The 12,374-nt window shown below is 68.5% G+C and carries 15 protein-coding genes; 9 read left to right on the top strand and 6 right to left on the bottom strand.

The window, feature by feature from the left end; all coding sequences use genetic code 11:
- The first annotated feature begins 119 nt into the window (after nucleotides 1–119).
- Both K9U40_RS04195 and K9U40_RS04190 read left to right on the top strand, forming a co-directional pair.
- On the top strand, nucleotides 120–710 hold the full coding sequence (locus tag K9U40_RS04195) for a TetR/AcrR family transcriptional regulator (RefSeq protein ID WP_282888959.1): 591 nt from the start codon (nucleotides 120–122) through the stop codon (nucleotides 708–710).
- A gap of 53 nt (nucleotides 711–763) precedes the next feature.
- A complete protein-coding gene (locus tag K9U40_RS04190) occupies nucleotides 764–1,510 on the top strand; it encodes a haloacid dehalogenase type II (RefSeq protein ID WP_282888958.1) in 747 nt (248 codons plus the stop codon).
- Between the two features lie 3 nt (nucleotides 1,511–1,513).
- On the opposite strand, the gene K9U40_RS04185 is transcribed toward K9U40_RS04190, so the two are convergent.
- The 5 genes from K9U40_RS04185 to K9U40_RS04165 form a co-directional block, all read right to left on the bottom strand.
- On the bottom strand, nucleotides 1,514–2,338 hold the full coding sequence (locus K9U40_RS04185) for an anti-sigma factor family protein (RefSeq protein ID WP_282888957.1): 825 nt from the start codon (nucleotides 2,336–2,338) through the stop codon (nucleotides 1,514–1,516).
- Nucleotides 2,335–2,943 (bottom strand): sigma-70 family RNA polymerase sigma factor, encoded by a 609-nt coding sequence (locus K9U40_RS04180; RefSeq protein WP_414115015.1) that lies wholly within the window; start codon nucleotides 2,941–2,943, stop codon nucleotides 2,335–2,337. The genes K9U40_RS04185 and K9U40_RS04180 overlap by 4 nt, the downstream gene beginning before the upstream one ends.
- 240 nt (nucleotides 2,944–3,183) lie before the next feature.
- Nucleotides 3,184–3,561 carry a cupredoxin domain-containing protein gene (locus K9U40_RS04175; RefSeq protein ID WP_414114849.1) on the bottom strand — a complete coding sequence of 126 codons (378 nt, stop codon included), beginning with the start codon at nucleotides 3,559–3,561 and terminating at the stop codon, nucleotides 3,184–3,186.
- Nucleotides 3,562–3,604: 43 nt separating this feature from the next.
- Nucleotides 3,605–4,561, bottom strand: a complete 957-nt coding sequence (locus tag K9U40_RS04170; protein WP_282888955.1) for a metallophosphoesterase family protein — start codon at nucleotides 4,559–4,561, stop codon at nucleotides 3,605–3,607.
- 154 nt (nucleotides 4,562–4,715) lie between these two features.
- Nucleotides 4,716–5,342 (bottom strand): FMN-dependent NADH-azoreductase, encoded by a 627-nt coding sequence (locus tag K9U40_RS04165; protein WP_282888954.1) that lies wholly within the window; start codon nucleotides 5,340–5,342, stop codon nucleotides 4,716–4,718.
- A gap of 95 nt (nucleotides 5,343–5,437) precedes the next feature.
- Between K9U40_RS04165 and K9U40_RS04160 the strand changes: the two genes are divergently transcribed.
- On the top strand, nucleotides 5,438–6,337 hold the full coding sequence (locus K9U40_RS04160; RefSeq protein WP_282888953.1) for a LysR family transcriptional regulator: 900 nt from the start codon (nucleotides 5,438–5,440) through the stop codon (nucleotides 6,335–6,337).
- A 12-nt stretch (nucleotides 6,338–6,349) separates the two neighbouring features.
- Here the strand turns inward: K9U40_RS04160 and K9U40_RS04155 are convergent, their stop codons facing one another.
- On the bottom strand, nucleotides 6,350–7,279 hold the full coding sequence (locus K9U40_RS04155) for a LysR family transcriptional regulator (protein WP_282888952.1): 930 nt from the start codon (nucleotides 7,277–7,279) through the stop codon (nucleotides 6,350–6,352).
- 179 nt (nucleotides 7,280–7,458) lie between these two features.
- On the opposite strand from K9U40_RS04155, the gene K9U40_RS04150 reads away from it, so the two are divergent.
- The 6 genes from K9U40_RS04150 to K9U40_RS04125 all read left to right on the top strand — a co-directional run bounded on the left by K9U40_RS04150 (nucleotide 7,459) and on the right by K9U40_RS04125 (nucleotide 12,363).
- Complete coding sequence (locus tag K9U40_RS04150; protein WP_282888951.1) at nucleotides 7,459–8,010, top strand: carboxymuconolactone decarboxylase family protein; 552 nt, start codon at nucleotides 7,459–7,461, stop codon at nucleotides 8,008–8,010.
- Between the two features lie 54 nt (nucleotides 8,011–8,064).
- Complete coding sequence (locus K9U40_RS04145) at nucleotides 8,065–8,766, top strand: pyridoxamine 5'-phosphate oxidase family protein (RefSeq protein ID WP_282888950.1); 702 nt, start codon at nucleotides 8,065–8,067, stop codon at nucleotides 8,764–8,766.
- A 67-nt stretch (nucleotides 8,767–8,833) separates the two neighbouring features.
- Nucleotides 8,834–9,661, top strand: a complete 828-nt coding sequence (locus K9U40_RS04140; protein WP_282888949.1) for a TIGR04282 family arsenosugar biosynthesis glycosyltransferase — start codon at nucleotides 8,834–8,836, stop codon at nucleotides 9,659–9,661.
- A 30-nt stretch (nucleotides 9,662–9,691) separates the two neighbouring features.
- Nucleotides 9,692–10,759, top strand: coding sequence for a radical SAM protein (locus K9U40_RS04135; RefSeq protein WP_282888948.1), 1,068 nt, complete (start codon nucleotides 9,692–9,694; stop codon nucleotides 10,757–10,759).
- Nucleotides 10,759–11,487, top strand: coding sequence for a glycosyltransferase family 2 protein (locus tag K9U40_RS04130; RefSeq protein ID WP_282888947.1), 729 nt, complete (start codon nucleotides 10,759–10,761; stop codon nucleotides 11,485–11,487). The genes K9U40_RS04135 and K9U40_RS04130 overlap by 1 nt, the downstream gene beginning before the upstream one ends.
- 9 nt (nucleotides 11,488–11,496) lie before the next feature.
- Complete coding sequence (locus tag K9U40_RS04125) at nucleotides 11,497–12,363, top strand: nucleoside phosphorylase (protein WP_282888946.1); 867 nt, start codon at nucleotides 11,497–11,499, stop codon at nucleotides 12,361–12,363.
- Nucleotides 12,364–12,374: the final 11 nt, after the last annotated feature.

Raw genomic sequence — 12,374 nt, 5'->3', positions numbered from 1 at the left:
GACAAGGCGGGCTGGCGCTAGAGCGTTTTCGAGCGAAGTGGATACCGGTTCGCGTGAAGAAAGCGCGTTAACGCTCTAGCCTCGCCCGCATACCCCAACGAAGAAAGACCACGTGAGACATGGCACGGCCAAGGGCGTTCGACGAAAACGAGGTTCTGGACGCGGCGATCCACTGCTTCTGGACGCGCGGCTATGAGGCCACCTCCGTGCGCGACCTCGCGTCCAGCATGGGGCTGACAGGCGCCAGCCTCTACAATGCCTTCGGCGACAAGCACGCGCTCTATGAACGCGCGCTCCAGCGCTACGTGGACGAGAGCGTGGCCGACCGCATCCGGCGCCTGGAGGATCCCGCCATCGCCCCGCGCGTGGCCATCGGCGCCTTCTTCGACGAGGTGATGGAGCGCTCGCTGAACGATCCGGACATGAAGGGCTGCATGGTGGTCAATGCCGCCGTGGAGCTCGGTCCGCACGATCCCCATATGCGGGCGGCCGCAGGGCGCACCCTCGGCGAGATCGAGGCCTTCTTCCGCCGTCGCGTGGCGGCGGGCCAGAAGGACGGCGCCATCGGTGCCGATCAGACGGCGGAGGATCTCGCGCGCATGCTGCTCGGCGTGCTGCTCGGCATCCGGGTCCTGTCCCGCATCCGGCCCGAGCGGGCGCTGCTGGAAGGTGTGCTGCGTCCGGCTCTTGCCGCACTGGAGCCGCGCTGAACCGGGCCGCCCGGAGCAGCGGTGCATGTCATCGATCCCGAAAGAAGGCTCCCATGATCAAGACCTTCGTGTTCGACGCCTACGGCACGCTCTACGATGTGCAGTCCGTCGCCGACGTGACCGACCGGGCCTTCCCCGGCCATGGCGAGATCATCACCCAGATCTGGCGCATGAAGCAGCTGGAATACAGCTGGCTGCGCTCGCTCATGAACGACTACCGCGACTTCTGGACGGTGACGCGGGAGGCGCTGACCTACACGCTCAGCGTGCTCGGCCTCACACCCAGCGCCACCCTGTTCGATGATATCGCCGAGGCCTATAACCGCCTCACCCCCTATCCGGACGCCGTGCCAGCGCTTGTCGGCCTGTCCGGCGCGCGCCGCGCCATCCTGTCCAACGGCAGCCCGCACATGCTGGATGCGCTGGTGGGCGGCTCCGACCTGCGCGACCTGATCGAGACCACCATCAGCGTGGACGAAAAGCGCGTGTTCAAGCCCGATCCGCGGGCCTACGAGCTGGTGGAGGAGCGGCTCGGCGTGAAGCCGCACGAGGTGGTATTCGTGTCCTCGAATGGCTTCGACATCGCCGGCGCCAAGCGCTTCGGCTTCCGCGTCGCCCGTATCGTGCGCGTGCCCCCGGCCGTGCTTGTCCGGGAGATCAGCGAAGCGAGGGCCGGCACACCCGGCGCGCTGCGGCCGACGACGCTCTACAAGGCATTGCGGACGCAGGAGGAAGCCCTGGGCCATACGCCCGATTTCGTGATCGCCTCCCTCGCCGACCTGTCGCGCCTCGCCGCCTGAGCCCTATTTCGGCAGCGCCTCCAGGAAGTCCTCCTGGAATTCCTTCAGCTCCACGGTGTTGAGGTCCGAAATGGCCCAGTAAGTCAGGCCGGCCTCGGACCAGTTGAGAAGGGTGTAGCCCTCATGGGCCCGCGCCTTGTACGCAGAGGCCACGCGCGCATCGGAGCCGGCGGGCCAGACGAAGACGTTGATGACATGCCCGTTGCGGCGATAGACGAGGGCCGCCACCACCCGCCCGCCGATGTAATCGAGCCGTCCTCCCGCCAGCGGAAAGCCGCGCGCCGCAAGGTCCACTACCGGGGGCGAGAAATCGATCTTGCCGCCGAACCAGGGCTTCACCGTGTGCTGGTTCGAGCTTGCCACGTCGGTGAGATGCTCCGCCAGCAGGGAGCGGACATGGCCGGCAACCAGTTCCCCCTCCAGTGGTGACCCGCCCTTCGGCGGCAGCACCACCAGGAGCAGCGCCGCCGCGAGCACCGCCAGCGAGGGAATGAAGCTCCAGCGGCGGAGAGAGGGCAACATGGCGCGTAGCCGGCCGGCCAGCCCCGCCATCCCGGAAGGACGGGCCGGCGCGGCGCGGCGCTCCCGTACCAGGGCGGCGATGACGCCGGCGCGCAGGGTTGCCGGCGCGCGCCAGCGCACGTCATCCTGGCTCATGACCCGCCGCACCAGCGTCATGCGTTCGAGGGCGCCCGCGCACGCGGGGCAGACGGCGAGGTGGCGTTCCACGTCCATCGCATGGGCGGCATCCAGCTCGCCGTCGAGACTACCATTGAGCAGCGCTTCCCATTCGGCGCATGGCCCGGCTTCCGGGACGGGTGTGCTCATGGGGTCGCCTCCCCGTCAGGCGTGGCCCGCGACCAGAGATCCGCGAACAGCCGGCGCGCGCGGGACAGGCGCGACATGACCGTGCCCACCGGCACTGCCGCCACCTCCGCGATCTCGCGGTAGGACAATTCGTCCAGCTCGCGCAGCACCAGCACCTCGCGCAGCGGCTCGGGAAGGTGTTCCAGCAGCGCGCGCACGGCTTCCGCCTCGGTGCGGCGCAGGAGAAGGGTCTCGGGCGTATCACCGTCGACAAGCAGGCTGGCCGCGTCGTCCGGCGCCTCTTCTTCGGCATGCGGCAGAGGGGCGGACTGCGGGGCCCGCCGAAGCTGAAGCCGCCACGTTGCATGACAATTGCGCACGATGGCGAGCAGCCACGCCCGCGGGCTCAGGCCCCGGAAATCGGCAAAGCTGCGATAGGCGCGCAGGAAGGCCTCCTGCACGATGTCCTGCGCCGCATCCGGATCCCGGCTCAGATAACGCGCGAGGTTATAGGCCGCGTCGAGGTGCGGCAGGATAAGAGCATCGAACCGCGCTGCCCCCGCGGCATCCAGCCCGCGATCGGCGACAGGCGCGGCGTGCCCATGGCGGGCCGAGAGTTCCGCCATGGGATGGAGATGAGGATGGGCGGAGCGAAGGCGGCCGATGGCCAAGGCCAGAGCCACAAGGCTGAGGACATAGTGCCGCCATCCGCCGGGCCGGACGAAAAATGCACCCGCCTCTCCCGCAGCCCCGGCGGGACACCACGGCGCGTATCCCGAACCTGTCGCCAGCATCGACCTGCCCCGCTTCCTCAAGCTCTATCGCGGCGGAACCTCATGTTCCGCTGCTGGTCTTATTCGTGGAAATCAGCCCGCCGGTTTCACCACCACCTTGCCCGTCATGTGAGGATGCAGCGAACAGAAATACGTGAAGTCGCCGGCCGTGTTGAAGGTGAAAGAGTACTTGCCTTCCGTATCGAGAACCTTGGACCGGAATGCCTGCTTCTTGTCGACCACCGTGTGCGGGATGTCGTCATTGTTGACCCAGGTGACAGTGGTACCGGGCGCAACCGTCACCTCGGCGGGGGAGAAGGTGAAATTGTCGATTGAGACCGTCGCCTCCTCGCCGGCGGCTGCCGGCCGTGCCGCAAGGCCGAGGACAAGCGCGAGGAGGGTTGCGGCGAAGATGGCCGTTGCGGGATTGGCCCGCAAGGCAGGAAGCTGCGCGAAGAAAGGCTGACGCACGGAAAAACTCCATTCAGGACATCGGGAGAGGGCTCGGGCGCACTCAGCCTTCGAGGGGCTGGTCGATGATGGCGAGGGGCTGCGCGCCACGGACGAAGTTCACCGTGACGATGCCGAGATTCTTCCGCAGCTCCCCCGCCGGCAGCTTCAGCGGGCCGGGCGACGGCGCGCTGCCCGGCGCCGGCTGGGGGAAGGCGGTGGAACGAGCGGTGTGGAAGGTCACGTTGCCCTCCACCTTCTGCATCACCTGGTGGATGTGGCCGTTCAGCACCGTCACCGAGCCGAAGCGCTTGAGATAGGCCAGCGCCTGCAGCCCGTCCGACGTGCCCCACCCCCATTCGGGATAGACGGTCCAGAGCGGGATGTGGGCGAACACCACGATGGGCGTGGAGGACGGCAGGCCCGCCACGTCGCTCTCCAGCCATTCCAGCTGCTCGGTGCCGAGATTGCCGAGGCCGCCGGCCTTCAGCTCCACCACATTCACGAGGGCGATGAAGTGAACGCCGTCATGGTCGTAGCTGTACCAGCCGGCGCCCTTCGCGCCCTTGCCGTAGCGCTCCAGATAAGCCTTGCCCTGCCCGTCATCGAGCAGGTCATGCTCGCCGGGCACGTAGAAGACCGGGATGCCGGCCTCCTTGATGATCTGGTCCGCGTCGTCGAATTCCTTTTCCCGCGACAGGTGGCTGATATCGCCGGTGTGGATCATGAAGGCCGGCTTCTCCTTCAGCGTCTTGATGCGCGCTACCGCCTCGCGCAGGGTCGAAAGGGCATCCGGATTGGCGGGCTTGTCGAAGCCCACATGGCTGTCGCTGATCTGGAGGAAAGTGAAGGCCTTGGCGGGCTCCGCCGCCAAGGCGGAGCCGAGGCCGAGGCCGCTCGGCAGGCCACCGGACAGGGACCAAAGGATGCCCGTGCCGGCCCAGGTCATGCATTCCAGGAAGCCGCGGCGGTGGATGCCGTCCGCGTCGGCGATGGGTGTGGTGGTGTCGGATTTGGTCATGGGTCTCTCCGGGTGGGCCGGACGAAAGTCCGGCGCGGGAGAGCGGCGCCCCGAGGGAGCGGCCGCTTCAGCTGGCGTGGGCGGACCCACACCAGCCAAGACCACGGAGCGTTCCGTTTTATTCGCGCACCCGCCGATTTTTCGTCGAGAATTTTCAGGCCGCTAGCGACGGCAGGCTCGCAATGGCCTTGAGCGCTGCATCAAGAGCGGCAGCGGCAGCGCCTTCCTCGCCATTGGTGCCTTCCACACCCACCACCTCAACCTCGCGAAAGCCGATGAAGCCGAGCACGTGGGTGAGATAGGGTTTCGCATAGTCGAAGGAGGCGAGCGCCCCGCCCGGCTCATAGCTCCCCGTGCCATAGGCGAGCGCCACATAGGCCGCCTTGCCGGTGACGAGGCCGCGGAAGGTGGCGCCGTCATAGGCGACGGTGCGGCGGATGCGCACCACGTGGTCGATCCACGCCTTCAACGCCGAAGGCAGACCGAAATTGTACATGGGCGCGGTGATGAGCAGAGCATCCGCCGCCTCCACCTCGCCGATGAGGCGGTCGGAGAGCGCAGTGGAGGCCCGCATCGCGTCGGTGATCTGATCCGCCGGGGTGAAGAAGCCGGCGATGGTGGCGGCGTCGATGTGTGGAACGGGATCGACCGCGAGGTCCCGCCGCACTACCACGCCGCCGGGGATGCCGGCGCGCCAGCGTGCCTCCAGCGCGTCGCCAAGGTGCCGCGACCGCGAGCCCTCGACGCGTGCGCTGGAATCGATCCGAAGCAAAGTCTTCATGCCAAGACACCTCCAAAAGCAGAGGCAAGATGGCGCGTGCTCACAGCGGGGAAAAATGGTGGCTGCGACAGTACAATCGTGCATAAGCTGCACGAATGGACACGGCCCAGCTGCGCATTTTCGTCCACGTGGCGAGACGGGGCAGCTTCGCCGCTGCGGCCCGCGACCTCGACATGGACGCTTCCGCCGTCTCTCGCGCCGTGGCGGCGCTGGAAGCGGAGCTTGATGCCCGGCTGATGCACCGGACCACGCGCACCATGTCACTCACCGAGGCGGGGCTGGCCTATCTCGCCCGCGTGGAGCCCATCCTCGACGAGCTCGCCCGCGCCCGCGACGAGGTGGCATCCGCGCGCGCGGAGCCGGTGGGCACGCTCCGGCTGACAGCCTCCGTCGCTTTCGGGGAGGCCTGCCTGATGCCGCTGCTGCCGGAGATGCGTATGCGCTTTCCCCGCCTCAAGCTCGATCTGATCCTCACCGACGCGAACCTCGACCTTGCCGCCGAGCGCATCGACATGGCGCTCAGGCTGGCGCCGGACGTGCGGGCGGACGTGATCGGCGTGAAGCTGTTCTCCACCCGCTACCGGGTGGTGGCGAGCCCCAATTATTGCATGCGGGAGGGCGCCCCGAGCACGCCGCAGGAGGTGGGGAAGCACTGCGCCATCGTGTTCGGCCTGCCGGACTTCCGCCTGCGCTGGCTGTTTCGCCGCGACGGCCAGGTGGAGGAGGTGCCGGTGCGCGGCGATATCGCCATATCGAGCGGCCTCGCCATCCGCCACGCGGCCCGCGACGGGCTGGGGCTGGCGCTGCTGCCCGACTGGCTGGTGGGGCCGGACCTTGCCGCCGGCAGGCTCATCGACCTTTTTCCCGACCACGACGTCACCGCCACCTCGTTCGACACCGCAGCGTGGCTCATCTATGCGAGCCGGCGCTACACCCCGAAGAAGGTGCGACTCATGACGAAGTTCCTGCGCGAGCGCCTCGGCAGGCCCGGCTGAGCGCCATACCCTTCAGGCCCGCCCCGAAGAGACCGGCAGCTCTGCAAGCCGCGCCCTCAGGCGAGGTACCGCGAAATCCACGAAGGCACGCAGCTTCGCCGCCTGCAGGCGCGCGCCCGGATAGACCACGTGCACCGGCAGACGCTCGCCCTCGAACTCCTCCAGCACCAGGCGCAGGTGCCCGGCGGCTACCGCCTCCTCCACCTGATAGGACAGCACGCGGGTGATGCCGCGCCCCCGCGACGCCGCCGCGATGGCCGCATCCGCGCTATTGACGGTGAAGCACGCCGCGACGCTTACCTGCTTGCGCGCTCCGCCCGAAGGCCCCGCCGCGAAGGTCCACACCGCATTCTCCGTGATCTGCGAAAACGAGATGACCCTATGCGTCGACAGGTCCGCCGGCACGGTGGGCGTGCCGCGGGCGGCGAGATAATCCGGGCTCGCGCACACCACCCGCCGCACCTCGCCCACCCGCGTGGCGACAAGGCTTGAGTCCGGCAGATGGCCGATGCGCACCGCCGCGTCATGGCCTTCGTCGACTAGGTTCACCACCCGGTCCACCAGCAGCAGCCGCGCCTCCAGTGCCGGATGCGCCTCGATGAGATCCTCGATCACCGGCGCCACGTGCAGGCGGCCGAAGGTGGCTGGCGCGGTGACGGATAGGACGCCCCTGGGATCGGTGCGCTCGCCGGCGGCCAGCAGGTCCGCCTCGGCGAGATCGGCAAGGATGGCCCGGCAGGAGGCCAGATAAAGCTCGCCCGCCTGGGTCAGGTGCAGGGCGCGCGTGGTGCGGTGGAGAAGGCGCGTGCCCAAATGCTCCTCCAGTTGCGCCACCGCCCGCGTGATCGCCGCCGGCGAGCGGCCCAACCGGCGCGCAGCGCGGGCAAGGCTACCTTCGTCTAGCGCCGTGACGAAGGCGGTCATGGCGTCGATGCGGTCCATGCCTTGATTTCACTTTTCAAAATAATAACTTTCAAACTCTACTCATTCTGCACAACGATAGGAAGGCCTAGCTTTTCCTCACGGCGCCCCATGAAGAGCCGGGGGGACGCGGCCCCAGCGGCTTCGTCGCCCTCCGCCTCAGCCCCCTGTGCGGGGACGTCGAAGGAAGGATCAATCCCATGAGCCGCATTCCCGCCCTCGATCCCGCCACTGCCACCGGCAAGGCGAAGGATCTTCTCGCCGCCGTCGCCGCCAAGTTCGGCTCGACGCCCAACCTGTTCAAGGTTGCGGCCCGCTCGCCCGCCGCTCTCGAAGGCCTCATCGGCCTGTCCGGCGCCCTCGGCGGCGGCGCGCTGCCGGCCAAGATCCGCGAGAGCCTCGCCATCGCGGTGGCCGAGGTGAATGGCTGCGACTATTGCCTCTCCGCCCATTCGCTCATCGGCAAGGGTGCCGGCCTCAGCGACACCGACATCAGCCTCGCCCGCTCCGGCCGCGCCGCCGACAGCAAGGCCGAGGCGGCGCTTTCCTTCGCCCGAGCGGTGGTCGCGAGCCGCGGCAAGGTGAGCGATGCGGACCTCGCCCACGCCCACCAGGCCGGGCTGGGTGATGGCGATATCGTGGAGATCGTGGCGCAGGTCGCCATGAACATTTTCACCAACTACCTCAACAACGTCGCGGAAACCGAGATCGACTTCCCGGTGGTGCGCTCCGGCGCCCCGCGCGCGGCCTGACATCCCATCGGCCGGGACCGTCATGCGGTCCCGGCCCCCTCTGGAGGATTTGCCATGCCCGATCCGTCAGACCTGCTTCATCCGGCGCCTGCCAGCGACATCGCCTTCACGCCCGCGGTGAAGGCGGCGCAGGCCGAGCGCGGCTCGCGCGCCATGTATGCCCGCGTCGAGGCGCGCGGCGGCTTCCGCACCCGCATCACGCCCGATCTCGTCGCCTTTCTCGGCGAGATGGACACGGCCTATCTCGCCACCGCCAACGCGGCGGGCCAGCCCTATGTGCAGCATCGCGGCGGGCCGAAGGGCTTCATCCGCGTGGTGGACGAGGAAACGCTGGGCTTCGCCGATTTCAGCGGCAACCGCCAATATGTGACGCTGGGAAACCTGAGCGAGAACAGCAAGGCCTTCCTGTTCCTCATGGATTACACCCATCGCCGCCGCATCAAGATCTGGGGCGAGCTTCGCGCCGTGGAGAACGACCCTGATCTCGTCGCCCGCCTGATGCCCGAAGACTACGGCGCCATGCCGGAGCGCGCGCTGCTGTTCCGCGTGCGCGCCTGGGACATCAACTGTCCGCAGCACATCCCCCAGAAGATCGACGCGCCCCTCGTCGCCGCTGCGCTGAAGGAGCGCGACGACCGTATCGCGGCGCTGGAGGCGGAGGTCGCGGACCTGCGCGCGCGGCTCGGCACGCGCGCAGACGGCGCCGGGAAGGGTGGCGGGGGTCTGGCTGAAGGCCCTGCGTTCACTCCTTCGTGAGGCATGTAACGCCCGGCCTACTGCGAGCGAATTCCTGACCAACGACACACCAGAGCGGGGGCTTGCGATGACTGAAGGACCGGGCGGCGTTTCTACTTCCGGCGTGTCCAATCCCGGCGTGTCCTCCTGCGCCATTGCCGTCATGGCGAAGGCTTCGGCGGCGGGGCGCACCAAAACGCGGCTCTGCCCGCCGCTTTCGCCCAACGAGGCCGCCGCCTTCAACACCGCCTTCGTGCAGGACATCGTCGGCAACATCTTCGCCGCCGGCGCGCTCTCGCGGATCACGCCTTATGTGGCCTATGGACCGGCGGGCGCGGGCCACTTCTTCGATGCCCTGCTGCCGCCCGGCGTCGGCCGCATCGAGGCGGCACAGCCTGGATTCGGGGCCTGCCTTAGGGCCACCATGGGCCACCTCTTCGCCCTCGGGCATCCGGCAGCGGCGGTGCTCAATTCCGACAGTCCCACCCTGCCCCCTGCCCTCCTCGCCGAGCTGGCCGACGTTCTGGCGCAGCCGGGTGAGCGGGCGGTGCTCGGCCCTTCCACCGACGGCGGCTATTACGTGCTGGGCCTCAAGACGCCGCGCTGGCGGCTGTTCGAGGATATCGACTGGAGCACCGAGCGGGTCTGCCAGCAGACGTTGGAGCGCGCCGCCGAGATCGGCCTCGACGTTCACCTGCTGCCGCCCTGGTACGACGTGGACGATGCCACCGCGCTGCGGCTGCTGCACAGCGAGGTCATCCAGACCGCGCCCTTCGGTACGTCGGGCCTTCAGCGCGGCACCGCCCGCCATACGGAGCGGCTGATGCGCCGGCTGCTCGCAACGCAGGACCTCGCCGAACGCCTCGGCCTGCCCGGTAGCGCGCCCCGCGACATCCCGCAACGCCGCGCCTCGTGAGCGCCACATCCCCTTGACGGACAAAGCCCCATGAATGTGATCACCACCGGAAGCACCCTCGATGCCCGCCGCTATTTCGAGCGGGCGGAGGCGAACCGCACCAGCGTTCCGGTGAAGAAGCCGGTGTGCCTCTATCTGGAGACCACCAACCGCTGCAACCTTTTGTGCACCACCTGCCCGCGCACCTATGAGGAGCTGGAGCCTCCGGCTGACATGAGCTGGGAGCTGTTCACCTCCATCGTGGACCAGATCCCGGACCTGGAACGCTGCGTGCTGCACGGGATCGGCGAGCCCATGCTGGTGCCGGACCTCGACCGCATGGTCCGTTATCTGAAGGATCGAGGCACCTATGTGCTGTTCAACACCAACGGCACGGTGCTGAACGAGAAGAACGGCCGCGCCATGATCGAGGCCGGCCTCGACGAATTGCGCGTCTCCCTGGACGCGTCCAATGCCGCCTCCTATCGCGCCATTCGCGGCAAGAATTATTTCGACCGCATCCTGAAGAACGTGCGCGCCTTCCGCGAACTGCAGGAGCGCGAGGGCCACGCCAACCCCCGCGTGTCCGCCTGGCTCACCGGGCTGAAGGAAACCATTTGCGAGCTGCCGGCCTTCGTGAAGGTGGCCGCCGAGCTGGGCGTCAAGGAAGTCTATCTCCAGCGCCTCGTCTTCTTCGAAGAGGAGGCCATCGGCCTCGCCCGGCCGGACCAGGCGCTCTACGAGCAGATCAATTCCGACGAGGCCCGCTATATCGCCGAGGCGACCGAGATCGCCCGCTCACTGGGCATGGTCTTCTCCGCGTCTGGCGCCGCCGCCGAACCGGGCATGAGCCTGAAGCGGGCAGAGAATGGCTCACCCTGGTCCATGTGCCGGCGTCCGTGGACGGTGATGTACTTCACCGCCAACGGCCGCGCCCTGCCCTGCTGCATCGCCCCCTTCTCCCAGCGTGGCTACGAGAATTACACGCTGGGCGACGCCACCACGCAAAGCCTGTCCGAGATCTGGGAGGGCGAGGCCTATCGCGGCTTCCGCGATGGGCTGCTGTCCGAGGCACCGCCCGCCGCCTGCGCCAATTGCGGCCTGAGATGGAGCCTGTGATGGCCGAAACCGCAGCCCATCGCATCGCCCTCATCATTCCGACGCTGAACGAGGCGCAGGCCATCGGCGCGACCCTCGCCGAGATCCCCGTGGGCGCGGTGGACGAGGTCATCGTGGCCGATGGCGGCTCGACCGACGCCACCCGCGAGATCGCCATTGCCGCCGGCGCCACCGTGCTGGCCGCCGGCCGGGGCTTCGGCCGCGCCTGCCTTGAGGGCGTGTGCGAGGCGCGCGGCGCTGACATCATCGCCTTCATGGATGCCGACGGCGCGGACGACCCGGCCTTCCTCCCCGCGCTCTTGGCACCGCTGAAAGCGGGCACGGCGGACTTCGCCATCGCCTCGCGCACCCGCGGCGCGCGGGAGCCGGGCAGCATGGCCTGGCACCAGGTGGCGGCGGGGCGCGCGGCGGGCCTCGGCATGCGGGCGCTTTACGGCGTCGCCTATTCCGACATGTGCACCTTCCGCGCCATCCGCCGCGACGCCCTCGTCAGCCTCGGGATGCGGGAGCTGACCTACGGCTGGAACATCGAGATGCAGATGCGCGCGGCCCGCGCCGGCCTCGCCATTGTCGAGATCCCGGTCGCCTACCGCCGCCGGCGGGGCGGCCTCTCCAAGGTCGCCGGCAACCTGGGCACCACGCTCACCGCCGGGACCCGCATCGTCTCCACCTTCCTGCGGGTGGCGACCCAGATGTCCGGACCCGCCGCCACGCCGAACAAGATGTGAGAATCGTCCATGCTGCTACAGCCTTTGCACGAGCCCGACGACACCAAATGGCCGGTGCGCTCGCCGCTTCCGTCCGGATTTCTGCCGCTGATCGAGCGGGCCGACCATCGCGCCCCGTCTGTGTTCCGGCCCGAGAACATGATGCGCGAGGCGCGACGGCAGAAAGGGCTCGCGGCCGGGCCGGTGCCGCGCATCGTCCTGCTCGATCCCGACGGCGACATGGTGGACTATGTGCGCGCCCATCGCGCCGCGCGCCGCTCCTCGGTCTGGGCCTGCTACCACACCGACATGTGGGAGTGGGAGGAAGAGGGCCTTGCCTTCGGCATCGTCGGCTATGCGGTGGGCTCGTCCTTTTCCGTACTGGTGGCCGAGCAGGCCTTCGTCTGCGGCTGCGAGCTTCTGATCTCGATCGCCTCCGCCGGACAGATCGCCGATCACGCGCCGCCCTCCTACCATGTCCTCATCGACCGGGCGCTGCGCGACGAGGGCACGAGCTATCACTACCTGCCGGCCTCGCCTTTTGCGGCGGCGGATCCCGATCTCATCACCATGGCCCGGCGGGCCTTCGCCCAAGCCGAAGGCCCGGTGCTGACCGGCGCCACCTGGACCACCGACGCGCCCTTCCGCGAGACGGAGGCCGCCATCGCCCGCCGCAAGGCCGAGGGGCTGCTCGCGGTGGAGATGGAGGCGGCCGCCCTCTACGCCTTCGCCCGCGCCCAGAACCGGCCGGTGCTGTGCCTCGCCCATGTCACCAACCAGCTCGGCTGCGTGGATGGCGATTTCGAGAAGGGCGACCACAACGGCGCCTGCCGCTCCATCGCGTTGGCGACAGCCTTCGCTTTGGCGTGGGACGCGCACGCGCCCGCCGCCCGCTGACAAAGGGATGA

This window comes from Xanthobacter autotrophicus (assembly GCF_030015065.1).
Taxonomy (GTDB): Bacteria; Pseudomonadota; Alphaproteobacteria; order Rhizobiales; family Xanthobacteraceae; genus Xanthobacter; species Xanthobacter autotrophicus_D.
This window is presented reverse-complemented; position numbering and strand designations above follow the sequence as displayed.